11 protein-coding genes are annotated in these 15,448 nt (G+C 37.1%); all 11 read left to right on the top strand.

The window, feature by feature from the left end; genetic code table 11:
• Positions 1-65: 65 nt before the first annotated feature.
• The 11 genes from AB6B24_RS05290 (at position 66) to mutM (ending at position 15,441) form a co-directional block, all read left to right on the top strand.
• Positions 66-1,718, top strand: a complete 1,653-nt coding sequence (locus tag AB6B24_RS05290; RefSeq protein ID WP_311803970.1) for a peptide ABC transporter substrate-binding protein — start codon at positions 66-68, stop codon at positions 1,716-1,718.
• Between the two features lie 308 nt (positions 1,719-2,026).
• Entirely contained in the window at positions 2,027-3,664 is a 1,638-nt protein-coding gene (locus tag AB6B24_RS05285; protein WP_369164279.1) for a peptide ABC transporter substrate-binding protein, read from the top strand.
• Positions 3,665-3,741: 77 nt separating this feature from the next.
• Positions 3,742-4,653 (top strand): ABC transporter permease, encoded by a 912-nt coding sequence (locus AB6B24_RS05280; RefSeq protein WP_195935732.1) that lies wholly within the window; start codon positions 3,742-3,744, stop codon positions 4,651-4,653.
• Between the two features lie 15 nt (positions 4,654-4,668).
• Entirely contained in the window at positions 4,669-5,700 is a 1,032-nt protein-coding gene (locus AB6B24_RS05275; RefSeq protein WP_012897196.1) for an ABC transporter permease, read from the top strand.
• Between the two features lie 2 nt (positions 5,701-5,702).
• Positions 5,703-6,752: an ABC transporter ATP-binding protein gene (locus tag AB6B24_RS05270; protein ID WP_311803974.1), complete on the top strand. Its 1,050-nt coding sequence runs from the start codon at positions 5,703-5,705 to the stop codon at positions 6,750-6,752.
• Positions 6,752-7,690 (top strand): ABC transporter ATP-binding protein, encoded by a 939-nt coding sequence (locus AB6B24_RS05265; protein ID WP_020480960.1) that lies wholly within the window; start codon positions 6,752-6,754, stop codon positions 7,688-7,690. The genes AB6B24_RS05270 and AB6B24_RS05265 overlap by 1 nt, the downstream gene beginning before the upstream one ends.
• Before the next feature lie 228 nt (positions 7,691-7,918).
• Positions 7,919-9,490, top strand: a complete 1,572-nt coding sequence (locus AB6B24_RS05260; RefSeq protein WP_015425810.1) for a peptide chain release factor 3 — start codon at positions 7,919-7,921, stop codon at positions 9,488-9,490.
• A 263-nt stretch (positions 9,491-9,753) separates the two neighbouring features.
• Positions 9,754-11,397, top strand: coding sequence for a DEAD/DEAH box helicase (locus tag AB6B24_RS05255; RefSeq protein ID WP_012897199.1), 1,644 nt, complete (start codon positions 9,754-9,756; stop codon positions 11,395-11,397).
• 429 nt (positions 11,398-11,826) lie between these two features.
• Positions 11,827-12,738 (top strand): GTPase Era, encoded by a 912-nt coding sequence (era, locus tag AB6B24_RS05250; RefSeq protein ID WP_003131632.1) that lies wholly within the window; start codon positions 11,827-11,829, stop codon positions 12,736-12,738.
• 97 nt (positions 12,739-12,835) lie between these two features.
• Positions 12,836-14,428 carry an asparagine synthase B gene (gene asnB / locus AB6B24_RS05245; RefSeq protein ID WP_311803976.1) on the top strand — a complete coding sequence of 531 codons (1,593 nt, stop codon included), beginning with the start codon at positions 12,836-12,838 and terminating at the stop codon, positions 14,426-14,428.
• A 194-nt stretch (positions 14,429-14,622) separates the two neighbouring features.
• Positions 14,623-15,441 (top strand): DNA-formamidopyrimidine glycosylase, encoded by an 819-nt coding sequence (mutM, locus tag AB6B24_RS05240; protein ID WP_010905298.1) that lies wholly within the window; start codon positions 14,623-14,625, stop codon positions 15,439-15,441.
• The last annotated feature ends 7 nt before the right edge of the window (positions 15,442-15,448 follow it).

Raw genomic sequence — 15,448 nt, 5'->3', positions numbered from 1 at the left:
GTCCACATTTAATTTTCAGAATAATATGAAAATTCAATAGTATCTTTACGATTTGGAGAAAGCAGATGAAACAAGGAAAAATTATTGGACTCACCAGCCTTATTGCCCTGTCAGGAATTATTTTAGTGGCCTGTGGCACAAAAACAAGTGAGCAAAAGAACATCAAATTTTCAATTCCCACAGATGTGGCATCACTTGATACCACAATTTTAACTGACCAGTATTCTTATGATGTAGCTGGAAATGTGGAAGAAGGATTGACACGCGTTGACTCTAAAGGAAATGCTGCCTTAGCACTTGCAAAATCAATTGACATTTCAAAAGACGGCTTGACCTACACGGTTACTCTTAGAGATAATTTGAAATGGTCAAACGGTGACAAGTTGACTGCTAAAGATTTTGTTTATTCATGGAAAAGAGCAGTGGACCCTAAAACTGGTTCAGAATATGCCTATTTGATGGGGGCAGTTTCTGGGGCTAATGATATTATTTCCGGTAAATCATCACTCGATAGTCTAGGAATTAAAGCCGAGTCAGATACAGAATTTACAGTCACATTGGCACAACCAACACCATATTTTAAATTTCTCTTGTCAGAACCTGTTTATTACCCCCTTGACCAAAAAGTTGTTGATAAATATGGCAAACAATATGGAACGTCCTCAGATAAAACCGTTTATAATGGACCATTCATGTTCAAATCAGATAAAGGTTGGACAGGAACCAATAAAACTTTTTCAATTTACGCCAATCCAAACTACTATGATAAGTCGGCAGTCAAATCTAAACAAATTGATTTCCAGGTCATTTCGAATGCGAATACGGGAGCACAGCTTTATAAACAAGGGAAACTTGATTTTACACTCCTTTCAACAACTGATTTGATTAATGCCAATAAAAAGACGAAAGGTTATACTGTCTTTAAACAAGCACGGACAGACTATATTGAATACAATCAATCCGGTAAAAATGCCTCAAGTCCAGACGCTCAAAAAGCACTAGCTAATCAAAATATTCGTGAAGCCTTAAATTTGGCAACTAACAGAGCAGGAGTCGTCAAAACAGCCCTACCAGGTTCGACCGTTGCGACAAGCTTTACACCAGTGGGAATGAGCAAGACCTCAACAGGAGAAGATTTTGCAACTTATGCAAAACAAGATTATCGCTATGACCCGACAAAAGCAAAAGACCTCTGGGAAAAAGGATTAAAAGAGCTTGGCTTAACCAAGCTCACCCTTAGCCTTGAAGCTGCTGGAGATTTAGCACCGTCAGAAGCAACAGCCAACTTTTTACAAACAGCCTATCAACAAAATCTACCAGGCTTGACTGTCAATTTAAAACTTGTTCCATTCAAACAAAGATTGAATGACGCTCAAAATGGAAATTTTGATATGGTTCTCTCAGGTTGGGGTGGAGATTACGCTGAACCTTCAACATTCTTGCAACTCTTTACGACAGGCCAATCATATAATGACGGTAAATTTTCTAGTAAAACTTATGATGATGCCTTTAAAGCAGCAACAACAACGCCAGACGTTCTTGAACCAGCCAAAGTAGATGAACACTACAAAGCGGCAGAAACAGCACTCTATCAAGGGTCATACATCAATCCAGTTGATTTCCAAGCCAATCCAGCTTTAATGAACCCTAAAATTACAGGCTTAGAATTTCATTCAACCGGTTTAGCTTACGACCTAAAATCGGCTTATGTTAAATAAAAAATACAAAAAGATAAATTTTCTGAAAATTTATCTTTTTTATTGAATATTCTTTCTGCAAAAATAAAACACGAACCAGTCAGAGCCCTATTAAATGAAAGGGTTTTAAATAAAAGTGTAGTAAAAAAATCTTTTTCAAAAGTTTGTGAAAACTTTCCGCTATTTAAAAATTAAATGTTAATTTTCAGAAAACATAACCATTATACTTTACAATTCAGGTTGAATTAAGTATAATACCAATATAATAAATTTTCTGACAATAATAAAAATTGCGAAGTCAGACACAATTCATGAAAGAGGGAAATTACATGAAGACTTGGAAAAAAGTTACCTTAGGTACAGTTGCACTTGGTTCGGCAGCTTTGCTTGCAGCATGCGGCAATAGCGGTTCTAGCTCATCGTCATCATCAAAAGACATTCAATGGAATTTGACATCACCGATTCAAACATTGGATTCATCACTCGCGACAGATACATATTCAAATATCATTATTGGTAATACCAATGCTGGTTTGACACGTGTGGACAAAGATGGTAAAGCACAGCCAGAATTGGCAAAATCAGTTGATGTATCAAAAGATGGCTTGACATATACTTTCCATCTTCGTGATGGCTTGAAATGGTCAAACGGTGATGCTTTGACAGCTAAAGACTTCGTTTATTCTTGGCAACGTGCGGTTGATCCAGCGACTGCTTCAGAATACGGATACCTCCTTGGCCCAGTTAAAAATGCCAACGAGATTAATGCTGGTAAAGCTGATAAATCAACACTCGGTGTTAAAGCAACTGATGACAAAACATTCGTTGTTACCCTTGCACAACCAACACCATACTTTGAATTCTTGACAGCTAACTCTGTTTACTTCCCACTCAACCAAAAAGTAGTTGAAAAATACGGGAAACAATACGGAACATCTTCAGAAAAAATGGTTTACTCAGGACCATATAAATTTGAAAAATCAAAAGGTTGGAACGGTTCAAACCAAACATTCTCAATCGTGAAGAATGACGATTATTGGGATAAGAGCGCAGTTAAAACTAAAGAAATCGACTTCCAAGTTGTTCAAGATGTTAAAACATCATTTAACCTTTACAAACAAGGTAAAATTGACCAAACTGGTATCGGTGACCCAGACCTTTACAAAGCAAATAAAACAGATAAGAATGTTGTCTCTCTAAATGAAGCAACTACTTCATACGTTCAATATAACCAATCAGGCAAAAATAAAGCCCTTGCGAATAAAGATATTCGTGAAGCTTTCAATCTTGCAACTGACCGTAAACAATATGTTGACACTGTAACACCAGCTTCTACACCAGCAACTGGCTTGACACCAGCAGGTATGGCTAAAACAAATACCGGTGAAGACTTCGCTAAATATGCAGCACAACCTTACAAATATGATGCCACAGCAGCTAAATCCGCTTGGGAAAAAGGTTTGAAAGAAATTGGCGAAACTAAACTTACGTTGACTTTGACAACGGATGACACACAAGCTGCCAAAGACTCTGCAACATTCCTTAAACAAGCATGGGAAGAAAAACTACCAGGTTTGACTCTAAATATCAAATCAGTACCATTTAAACAACGTTTAAATGACTCAACAACTGGTAACTTTGATATGGTCATCTCACTTTGGGGTGGTGACTACGCTGAACCATCAACATTCCTTGATTTGTTCACATCAACTTCACCAAATAATAATGGTAAAATCAATAATGTTACTTATGATAAAGCCATTAAAGCTGCCGAAGTGACAGATGCCCTTGATCCTGAAAAACATTATGCAGACTATAAAGCGGCTGAAGAAGCACTTTATACAGAATCAAATATTAATCCGCTTTACTTCCGTACTTCACCAGTCCTTCGTAACCCTAACCTTAAAGATGTACGTTTTGGTTCAACTGGTTTGACTTATGACTTCAAAACGGCTTACCTCAAATAATAATAGAGTTTTAGAGCAAGAAAGTTAGGATTGGCAGATTGCCAACCCTATCTTTTGCTTAGATTAGGAAATTTTTTATGGTTAAATATATTCTTAAACGTTTGGGGCTTTTGCTTCTGACTTTGTTCCTGATTGTGACATTGACTTTCTTTATGATGCAAGTCATGCCCGGAACACCTTTCTCAAATCCCAAACTAACACCAGATCAACTGGAAATTTTAAAACATGCCTATGGTTTAGATAAACCGCTTTGGCAACAATACTTTATCTATGTAGGACACATGTTCACGGGTAATTTTGGTACTTCGTTCATTTATACGAATCAACCTGTTATTACGATGATTGCCCAACGTTTGCCAGTATCAATGCAATTAGGGACTCAAGCACTTATTCTTGGTACTGTTCTTGGAGCCTTGATGGGGAAAGCTTCCGCTCGTCGTAAAAATGGATTGCTTGATGGAGTTTTCGGTTTTGTTTCAGTTCTTGGGATTTCAGTTCCTTCATTCGTAATTGGTACTTTAATTCTTCTTTACTTAGGATTTAATTTGAATCTTTTCCCAATTTCTGGTTGGGGGACCTTCTCACAAACAATTATGCCAACAATCGCTCTTTCTTTTGCTCCAATGGCTGTGGTAACCCGTTTTGTTCGTTCTGAAATGATTGAGTCTTTATCTTCAGACTACATTTTGTTAGCTCGAGCTAAAGGTTTATCTGAAAAAGAAGTGGTCAACAAGCATGCGTTGCGTAATTCATTAATTCCAATGTTGACTTTGATTGGTCCAATGGCCGCAGGATTGTTGACAGGATCAGTCTTAATTGAAAAAATCTTTTCAATTCCTGGAATTGGGGCTCAATTTGTTGATTCAATTCCAGCCAAAGACTTCCCAGTTATTATGGCAACAACAATTGTCTATGCGGTAATTTTGATGGTATTTATCTTAGTTACAGATATTCTGACTGCAATTGTTGATCCACGAGTTCGTCTCTAGAAAGGGTTTGTCGAAATGGAAAATTTAAATAAAGACTTCACCCTTGTTGGTTCAAAGGGTTCAGATTCAACAGAAAAAATTGCGAAACCTGCCTTGAGTTTTTTCCAAGATGCTTGGCGTCGTTTTAAGAAAAATAAAGTAGCGTTGGTTGCCATGTGGATCATTGCGATTACATTGGCTTTCTCAGTAATCTCAGCATTTGTTGTACCACAATCAAAGGCAAACTACTTTAATCCAAATAAATCACAAGTTTATGGAAATCTTCCACCAAAACTCTCAGGTGATTTACCATTTTGGAATGGTGAATTTAAGGCACCAGGTTCTACTGAAAGAACAGATGTTTACAAATCACAAGGTGTTCCAGAAAAAGACAAATATGTCTTCGGGACTGATAAATATGGACGTTCATTAGCTAAACGAACAATTGTTGGTTTGCGTATTTCATTGATTATTGCCCTTGCTGCCGCCTTGATTGACTTAGTAATCGGGGTGACCTATGGGATTATTTCCGGCTGGATGGGCGGAAAAGTCGATATGGTCATGCAACGGATTATTGAAATCATCCAATCTGTACCTAACTTAGTTGTAGTAACAATGCTTGCTCTACTTTTGGGACAAGGAATTTCATCAATTATTATTGCGATTGGTCTATTTGCATGGACCGGGATGGCCAGGCAGGTACGGAACATGGTTCTCTCCTATAAGGAGCGTGACTTCGTCTTGGCCTCAAAAACTTTAGGACAATCTACTTGGAAAATTGCAGTAAAACATTTGTTGCCAAACGTTTCAGGGGTTATTGTTGTCCAAATCATGTTTGATATTCCAAGTATGATTATGTATGAGGCTGTTTTATCAGCGATTAACCTTGGGGTTAAACCGCCAACGTCTTCTTTGGGGACTTTGATTAATGATGGGATTGCAAGCTTGCAATTCTATCCATTCCAATTGATTATTCCAGCAGTAGTATTGTCTGTGCTTTCACTTACATTTATCTTCTTTGGAGATGGTTTGCGTGATGCATTTGACCCTAGAGCAAGTGAGGATTAGAAATGGCAGAAGAAAAAGTATTAGAAGTTAAAAATTTGCATGTCAATTTCCACACCTATGCTGGAGATGTTAAAGCGATTCGTGATGTATCTTTTGATTTAGAAAAAGGACAGACCCTAGCGATTGTTGGTGAGTCTGGCTCTGGTAAATCAGTAACAACAAAAACTTTGATGGGCTTGAATGCGAAAAATGCGGTAATACCACAAGGTGAATTATTATTTAAAGGGCGTAACCTTCTTGATTTAAAAGAAGAAGAGTGGCAAAAAATTCGTGGAAATGAAATTTCAATGATTTTCCAAGATCCCATGACTTCTCTTGACCCAACAATGCGTATTGGAAAACAAATTGCTGAACCTTTGTTGAAACACAACAAAGGAATGAGTAAAGCCGATGCCATGAAACGGGCCCTCGAATTGATGCAACAAGTTGGAATTCCTGATGCCGAAGTGCATATTAATGATTATCCACACCAATGGTCAGGCGGGATGCGTCAACGTGCAGTTATCGCGATTGCCTTGGCTGCTGACCCTGAAATCTTGATTGCAGATGAACCAACAACTGCGCTTGACGTTACAATTCAAGCACAAATTATGCATATGATGGCTGAATTGCAAGAAAGAATTAATTCATCAATTGTCTTCATTACCCATGACTTGGGAGTTGTTGCTGGTTTTGCACATAAAGTGGCGGTAATGTATGCGGGTGAAATTGTTGAATACGGAACAGTTGAAGAAATTTTCTATAACCCACAACATCCATATACTTGGGGACTCTTAGATTCAATGCCAACGGTTGATTCAAGTGTGGACCGACTGGTTTCAATTCCAGGAACTCCACCTGATTTATTGAATCCACCAAAAGGGGATGCCTTTGCAGCACGTAATAAATTTGCCTTGGCAATTGATTTTGAAGAAGAACCTCCATACTTTGAAGTATCTCCAACACATTTTGCCAAAACTTGGCTTTTAGACCCACGAGCACCAAAAGTAACGCCTTCCGATAATATCTTGACACGCTGGAAACGCTGGGAAGAATTGAAAGGGGATAAATAATGACAGAACCTAAAAAAGTAATTGAAATAAAAAACCTTGATTTGACTTTTAATAAAGGAAAGAAAGGGGCTAATAAGGCAATTAATAATGTTTCTTTAGATATTTATGAAGGAGAAACATTTGGTCTCGTTGGAGAATCTGGTTCTGGTAAAACGACGATTGGTCGAGCAATTCTTAAACTTTATGATAATTTCATTACTGGTGGAGAAATTCTCTTTGAAGGTAAAGATGTTCGTAATTTAAAAGGTTCAGAGTTGCGCGAGTATCGTTCAGAAGCACAAATGATTTTCCAAGATCCACAAGCTTCATTGAATGGACGGATGCGCGTTAAAGATATCGTTGCTGAAGGACTTGATGCCAATGGTTTAGTAAAAACAAAGGCTGAACGTGATGCTCGTGTGTTGGAACTCTTACGTTTGGTTGGATTGAATGATGATCATTTGACACGTTATCCGCATGAATTTTCTGGTGGACAGCGTCAACGGATTGGGATTGCACGTGCACTTGCCGTAAAACCTAAATTTGTCGTAGCTGATGAACCTATCTCAGCACTTGATGTTTCAATTCAAGCTCAGGTTGTTAACTTGATGAGAGATATTCAAGCAAAAGAAAATTTGACTTACTTGTTTATCGCTCATGATTTGTCAATGGTTAAATATATTTCTGACCGTATTGGTGTCATGCACTGGGGGAAAATTTTGGAAGTTGGAACTTCTGACCAAGTTTACAATCATCCAATTCATCCTTATACTAAGAGTTTGCTAAGTTCAATTCCGTCACCAGATCCTATTTCTGAGCGGGAACGGACTCCAATTGTTTATGACCCAACGGCTGAATTGGATGGACAAGAACGTGAAATGCGGGAAATTACTCCAGGACATTTTGTCTTCTCAACAGAAGCAGAGGCAGAAATTTACAAGAAAAACGCTACTGTATAAATAAAAAGTTAATGATAAAACAATTAGTTTTGCTGATTGTTTTTTCTTTTGTTTAATTACCAATCGAATTAATTTTTTAACTCTTTAGTTTGTTGGTAAGATTTATAAAAATCAACTATAAAATCAGGGCAAATTTTGATATAATTAAAAGAACTATTTTTTTGAGGCTTAACCAATGTAAAATAAATTAAAAATATAAATGAATAATTAAAGAAAAAGAGAGTATAAATGACTTTACAAGAAGAAATAAAAAAACGCCGGACTTTTGCCATCATCAGTCACCCGGATGCTGGTAAGACGACGATTACAGAACAATTATTGAAATTTGGGGGAGCCATTCGGGAAGCGGGGACTGTAAAAGCTCGTAAAACTGGTAATTTTGCTAAGTCAGACTGGATGGATATTGAAAAAGAACGTGGAATTTCTGTAACAAGTTCTGTCATGCAATTTGATTATGCAGGCAAACGTGTTAATATCTTGGACACGCCTGGGCATGAAGATTTCTCAGAAGATACTTACCGAACATTGATGGCGGTTGATGCTGCGGTCATGGTTATTGACAGTGCTAAAGGGATTGAAGCACAAACGAAAAAACTTTTCCAAGTTGTAAAACGCAGAGGGATTCCGGTTTTCACTTTCATTAATAAACTTGACCGTGATGGACGTGAACCGCTTGATTTACTTTCTGAATTGGAAGAAATTCTTGGAATTGCTAGTGTACCAATGAATTGGCCAATCGGAATGGGGAAAAATTTCCAAGGTCTTTATGATTTTACGCATGGTCGTGTGGAAGTTTATCAACCTGAGGATGGTAAACGTTTTGTTGAATTTGATGAAAATGGGGAAGTGCCGGCTAGTCATCCTTTGACAAAAAATCCTTTCTTTACTCAAGCTTTAGAAGATGCTGAATTACTTTTGGATGCAGGGAATCAATTTTCTGAGGAAGAAGTTGTTGCAGGGCAATTGACACCAGTTTTCTTTGGTTCGGCTTTAACTAGTTTTGGGGTAGAAACTTTCCTTGAAACATTTTTAGAATATGCACCAGAGCCTCATTCACACAAAACGGTGGACGAAGAAGAAATTGAACCTTTAAATCCTGATTTTTCTGGTTTCATTTTCAAAATCCAAGCAAATATGGACCCACGTCACCGTGACCGAATTGCTTTTGTTCGGATTGTATCTGGTGAATTTGAACGAGGAATGGATGTTAATCTTGTTCGGACGGGTAAGAAAGTGAAACTCTCAAATGTCACACAATTTATGGCTGAATCGCGAGAAAATGTTGAGAATGCTGTAGCTGGTGATATTATTGGGGTTTATGATACTGGAACTTATCAGGTTGGGGATACATTAACCACAGGTAAATTGAAAAAATCTTTTGAGCCATTGCCAACATTTACCCCTGAGCTCTTTATGCGTGTCCAAGCGAAAAATGTGATGAAACAAAAATCTTTCCAAAAAGGAATTGACCAATTGGTACAAGAAGGAGCCATTCAGCTCTACAAATCTTATACAACTGGTGATATTATGCTTGGTGCGGTTGGGCAACTTCAATTTGAAGTCTTTAAAGACCGGATGGAGCGTGAATATAATTCTGAAACAATCATGACACCCATGGGGACAAAAACGGTTCGTTGGATTAAAGAAGAAGATTTAGATGAAAAAATGTCTAGTTCACGTAATATTTTGGCACGAGATCGTTTTGACCATCCTTTATTCTTGTTTGAAAATGAATTTGCCATGCGTTGGTTTAAAGATAAATATCCAGATGTTGAATTAATGGAACAATTTTCAGTATAAAATTACTGACAGATATTTTATATAGTAGAAAAGCTTATATTCTTTAAAAAATATCATAAAAATTTACTGACAGCTTTGTCAGTATATTTTTTATGAAAATATTTAAAAAAAAGTAAAGGGCGTAAGCATTTTCAGTCAAAAAATTATGCTATAATAGATAAGTTACGTCAGGCGAGTCACATAAATTTCGCCTGTAGCAAGGGTTTCGTACCCTGTAATAAAAAGTTTGGCGTGGGAACACGCAGTAGAAATATAGGTAAAAAATGAAATTTAGTGAACTCGGCCTGTCAGAAGGAATCGTAAATACACTTACAGAGATTGGTTATGAACAACCAACACCAATCCAAGAACAAACAATTAAACTTGCACTTGAAGGGCGTGACGTTCTAGGTCAAGCGCAAACAGGAACTGGTAAAACAGCAGCATTTGGTCTTCCAACAATTGAAAAAATTGATGCTTCTAATCCAGCTATTCAAGCACTCGTTATTGCTCCAACCCGCGAACTTGCGGTTCAAGGACAAGAAGAACTTTTCCGTTTTGGTAAATCAAAAGGACTTAAAGTTCGTACTGTTTTTGGTGGTTCAAGTATTGAAAAACAAATTAAAGGCCTTAAAGCTGGTGCACATATTGTTGTGGGAACACCAGGACGTTTGGTTGACTTGATTAAACGTAAAGCAATTAAATTGGATCAACTTGAAACTTTGATTCTTGATGAAGCTGATGAAATGTTGAACATGGGATTCTTGGAAGACATTCATTTCATCATTGAAAAAACACCAGAAGCTCGTCAAACATTGCTTTTCTCAGCAACAATGCCAAATGACATCAAAAAAATTGGTGTGAAATTCATGAAGAATCCTGAACACATCAAAATTGCAGCCAAAGAAATGACTGCTGATCGTATTGATCAATATTTTGTAAAAACAAAAGAATTTGAAAAATTTGATGTTTTGACTCGTTTGCTTGATGTTGAACGTCCAGAACTTGCAATTGTTTTTGGTCGTACAAAACGTCGTGTTGATGAATTGATTCGTGGTCTTAAATTGCGCGGTTACCGTGCTGAAGGAATGCACGGAGATTTGGACCAAAATAAACGTTTGGCTGTTTTGCGTGATTTCAAAGCAGGACATATTGACGTTTTGGTTGCAACTGACGTTGCTGCTCGTGGACTCGACGTGTCAGGAGTTACTCACGTTTATAACTACGACATTACTCAAGACCAAGAAAGCTATGTTCACCGTATCGGTCGTACCGGCCGTGCGGGTAAATCAGGACGTTCAGTAACATTTGTTTCATACAATGAAATGGGTTATCTTCGTGCCATTGAAAATATGACTAAAAAGCCAATGAAAGGCTTGAAACCACCTACAAAAGAAGAAGCTTACCAAGCGTCACTCTCAGTAGCTATGGATGATGTCCTTCGTGATTTGTCTGATGATTCAGCTAAAGCAAAATTGGCTAAATTTGACAAACAAGCAGCGAGCCTACTTGAAAAATTTGATGCTAAAGAATTGGTTGCTTTACTTCTTCAAGGTCGCGTAAAAGACCCTGATAATCAAGAAGAAGTTAAGATTACAGCTGAACGTCCATTGCCATATAATGGTGAAGGAAAAGGCTTCAAGAAAAAAGGTAAAGGTGGCGGCGGACGCTACAAAGGTCGTGGAAATGGCGACCGTGATGGCAACCGTGGCGGTTACCGTGGAAATCGTGATGGTAAAGATGGCGAACGCGGTGGAGATCGTAAACGCAACTGGAAAGACCGTGATGATAACCGTGGCGGTTACCGTGGAAAACGTGATGACCGTCGTTTTGACGATCGTAAACAAGGAGAAAAAACTCCTCGTAAACGTACCACAGGAACTGAAAAATCAGCTGGCTTCGTAATGCGTAGCCGTGGTGACAAATAAAAATAATCAAGAAATTTCGGTAAATAGAGGAATCATCAGTTAGCTGATGATTTTTTCTTTTGTCAGCTGTCAGTAAATTTTTTATGGACAATAATTGTATTTATTAAGTCTATTCTAAAGAAGGCGTACTTTTCGTCAGTGGATTTATTGTTTGAAAGTTAAACAATAAATCTGTCAGTAGTTTTTGAATACAAGATTATTCTGTCAGTAAATTTGCACTGAACATAATTGGATTTAACAAGCTGACGGAGATGACAAATGATTTTTAAAAACTCTGTCGCTTTCCGTCAGTTTAAAGCGATTGCTTAATGAGCTTTAAATCAGCGAATAAAGAACTTATCAGCTTTACTGATGATTCTGTCAGTAATTTTCACAATCATTTTTTAGAATTTTACTTAAAAAGGGCTGATTTTATGCTATAATAGCGCTATGACAAATAACAAATTTAAATCAGGATTTGTGGCGATTTTAGGTCGTCCAAATGTTGGAAAATCAACATTTATGAACCACGTGATGGGACAAAAAATTGCCATCATGTCAGATAAACCTCAAACAACAAGAAATAAAATTCAAGGAATTTATACTACAGAAAATGAACAAATTGTTTTCATTGATACGCCTGGTATTCACAAACCACACAATGCTTTAGGCGATTTCATGGTTCAATCTGCTTATTCGACTTTACGTGAATGTGATGTCGTTTTGTTCATGGTTGCGGCTGATGAACCACGTTCAACTGGTGAAAATATGATTATTGAGCGCTTGAAAAAGGCAGAAGTTCCTGTCATTTTGGTCGTCAATAAAATTGATAAAATTCATCCTGACCGTCTTTTTGAAATTGTAGCCGATTATACTTCACAAATGGAGTTTTCTGAAGTGGTTCCAATCTCAGCTAAACAAGGGAATAATACAGAAAGATTAATTGATACGCTCTCTGAAAAATTGGACGAGGGTCCTCAATATTTCCCAGAAGATCAAATCACTGACCATCCTGAGCGTTTTCTTGTTTCAGAAATGATTCGTGAAAAAATCTTATTATTAACTCGGGAAGAAGTTCCACATTCAATCGCAGTCACTACTGACCAAATGACTCGAGATGAAGAAACTGGTAAGATTCATATCATGGCAACAATTATTGTTGAACGCAAGAGTCAAAAAGGGATTATTCTTGGTAAAGGCGGCGATATGATTCGTAAAATCGGGAAAATGGCTCGTCGAGATATTGAAATTATGCTTGGGGATAAAGTTTATCTTGAAACTTGGGTCAAAATCAAAAATGACTGGCGTGACCGAAAAATGGATTTAGCTGACTTTGGCTACAATCGTGATGATTATATGTAATGAAAATAGCGAATTATCGCTATTTTTTGTTTTATTATGAAATTTACAGACAATTGTGATATAATATTGAAAATTATAATTATTATTGGGGGAAATTATGTGCGGTTTTTTATTTATGGAAACATCTGATTTAACGATAGAAGAGTTTAAAAGTAATTTGGAATTGATTGAGCATCGAGGACCAGATGACCAACAGCATGTTCGTGATACTTTGGGAAATGATTTTGGTTTTTGCCGACTTTCAATCATGGATTTATCAGACTTGGGACGTCAACCCTTTGGTTTAAATGGCAAAAGAGTTATGTGTAATGGTGAAATCTATAACTTTTTAAGTCTCCGTAAGTTTTTGGAAACAAAAGGTTATAAATTTACCGGAGATTCTGACTGTGAGGTTCTTTTACCACTTTTTGAAACTACTGGAATCGAAACAATGGTAAAAATGCTTGATGCTGAATTTGCTTTTGTTTTGGTTGATGAAAACACTGCTGAAATTTTTGCCGCTCGGGACCCCTTTGGGATTCGTCCACTTTTTTATGGTTATAATAAAGTAACTGGCAAAATTTCGTTTTCATCCGAAGCCAAAGCACTCATTTCAACATGTAATGATGTGACACCATTTCCTCCAGGTTACTACTATGCCAATGGTGAATTTCATGTTTTTAATGACATTGCTGAGGTTTCAACAATTGTTGAAGAACCTTTGGCTGAAATTTCAGGACATATTCGTCGCAAATTGGAACGTGCAGTCAAAAAACGTCTTCATGCAGATGCTCCAATGGGCTATCTCTTGTCAGGTGGTTTAGATTCATCATTGGTTTGTGCGATTGCAGCTAAGGAATTAGAAAGCCCAATCAAAACCTTTGCTATTGGAATGGAAACTGATCCGATTGATTTGAAATATGCTCGTGAAGTGTCAGATTTCTTACGAACTGACCATACCGAAATTCTGATGACAAAAGAAGATGTACTTTCAGCAGTCCGTGAAGTGATTTGGCACTTAGAAACATGGGATATCACAACTATCCGGGCTTCTATTGGGATGTATTTAATCTGTAAATATATTCATGAGAATACAGAACTGAAAGTTTTGATGACTGGTGAAGTTTCTGATGAAATGTTTGGTTATAAATATACTGACTTTGCTCCATCAGCGGGTGCCTTTCAAAAAGAAGCCCAAAAACGAGTGCATGAACTTTATATGTATGATGTTCTGCGGGCTGACCGCTGTTTAGCAGCTCATTCTCTTGAAGCGCGTGTTCCTTTTGCTGATTTGGATTTTGCGGCCTATGTCATGTCTATTAATCCCAGCAGAAAATTGAATACTTATGGCAAAGGGAAATATCTCTTGCGTCATGCTTTTGAAGGAACTGAACTATTGCCAGATGAGATTTTATTCAGAGAAAAAGCTGCTTTTTCTGACGCTGTTGGTCACTCAATGGTTGACTATTTAAAAGAATTTGCTGACGAAAAATATTCTGATGAAGATTTAGCAAAGGCCAGTGAAAAGTATCCAAAACATACACCATTTACCAAAGAATCATTGATGTATCGTGAGATTTTTGAAGAATTTTATCCAGGATATGAAGATTGGATTCTTGATTTTTGGATGCCAAATCGCGATTGGGTGGGGGCAGGAGTTACTGACCCATCCGCTCGCGTCTTATCAAATTATGGTGATTCTGGAAAATGAATTTTGAAATCTTTATCATAAAAAAATGAATGAGAAATGTTAAAATAGTCACTGATGAAACTTATCTAATGATAATTGTCAGTGACTATTTTATATTTTAAATTTAATTAAGAATACAAAAGAAAGTTGTCAGTAAAAAATGAATTAAAATTTACTGACAGACTTGTTAGTAAATTTTTTGATGTGAGGGAAAAATGCCAGAGTTACCAGAAGTTGAAACAGTGAGAAGAGAGCTTGAAAAAAGAATTGTTGGACAAAAAATTGTATCTATAGAAGCCACTTATCCAAGAATGGTTTTAACTGGTTTTGAGCAATTGAAAAAAGAATTGACAGGAAAAACCATTCATGGCATTTCACGTCGCGGAAAATATTTAATTTTTGAAATTGGCGAGAAAGATCGTTTGATTTCTCATCTGCGGATGGAAGGAAAATATCGACTTGCAAGCCTCAATGTTCCAATGGAAAAACATGACCATTTAGCCCTTAAATTTACTGACGAACAATTAATTTATGCTGACGTAAGAAAATTTGGAACTTGGGAATTGATTTCTACTGACCAAGTCCTTCCATATTTTTTGAAGAAAAACATTGGTCCGGAGCCAACTTATGAAACTTTTGATGAACAGATTTTCCGAGAAAAATTGCAGAAATCGACAAAGAAAATTAAACCTTTTCTACTTGAACAAACATTAGTGGCTGGACTTGGAAATATTTACGTTGATGAAGTGCTCTGGCTAGCAAAGATTCATCCAGAAAAAGTGGCAAATCAACTGACAGAAAGTTCTATTCATCTTTTACATGATTCTATCATTGAAATTTTGCAAAAAGCAATTAAATTAGGCGGCTCAAGCATCAGAACTTATAGTGCTTTAGGTTCAACAGGAAAAATGCAGGACGAATTACGAGTGTATGGAAAAACAGGGGAAAAATGTGTGCGTTGTGGCAATGAAATTCAAAAAATAAAAGTGGCTGGTCGGGGGACCCACTTTTGCCCATTCTGTCAGCAAAAATAATGACTTG

The organism is Lactococcus sp. AK05 (genome assembly GCF_041026685.1).
Classification (GTDB): Bacteria; Bacillota; Bacilli; order Lactobacillales; family Streptococcaceae; genus Lactococcus; species Lactococcus lactis.
The sequence above is the reverse complement of the archived record's forward strand: the minus strand, read 5'-3'. Positions and strand labels throughout refer to the sequence as shown.

Bases quoted from the DNA above. Each gene is read 5' to 3' on its own strand.
- era (WP_003131632.1), top strand. From the start codon at position 11,827: ATGACAAATAACAAATTTAAATCAGGATTTGTGGCGATTTTAGGTCGT.
- AB6B24_RS05280 (WP_195935732.1), top strand. From the start codon at position 3,742: ATGGTTAAATATATTCTTAAACGTTTGGGGCTTTTGCTTCTGACTTTG.
- AB6B24_RS05290 (WP_311803970.1), top strand. From the start codon at position 66: ATGAAACAAGGAAAAATTATTGGACTCACCAGCCTTATTGCCCTGTCA.
- AB6B24_RS05275 (WP_012897196.1), top strand. From the start codon at position 4,669: ATGGAAAATTTAAATAAAGACTTCACCCTTGTTGGTTCAAAGGGTTCA.
- asnB (WP_311803976.1), top strand. From the start codon at position 12,836: ATGTGCGGTTTTTTATTTATGGAAACATCTGATTTAACGATAGAAGAG.
- AB6B24_RS05265 (WP_020480960.1), top strand. From the start codon at position 6,752: ATGACAGAACCTAAAAAAGTAATTGAAATAAAAAACCTTGATTTGACT.
- AB6B24_RS05255 (WP_012897199.1), top strand. From the start codon at position 9,754: ATGAAATTTAGTGAACTCGGCCTGTCAGAAGGAATCGTAAATACACTT.
- AB6B24_RS05270 (WP_311803974.1), top strand. From the start codon at position 5,703: ATGGCAGAAGAAAAAGTATTAGAAGTTAAAAATTTGCATGTCAATTTC.
- AB6B24_RS05285 (WP_369164279.1), top strand. From the start codon at position 2,027: ATGAAGACTTGGAAAAAAGTTACCTTAGGTACAGTTGCACTTGGTTCG.
- mutM (WP_010905298.1), top strand. From the start codon at position 14,623: ATGCCAGAGTTACCAGAAGTTGAAACAGTGAGAAGAGAGCTTGAAAAA.
- AB6B24_RS05260 (WP_015425810.1), top strand. From the start codon at position 7,919: ATGACTTTACAAGAAGAAATAAAAAAACGCCGGACTTTTGCCATCATC.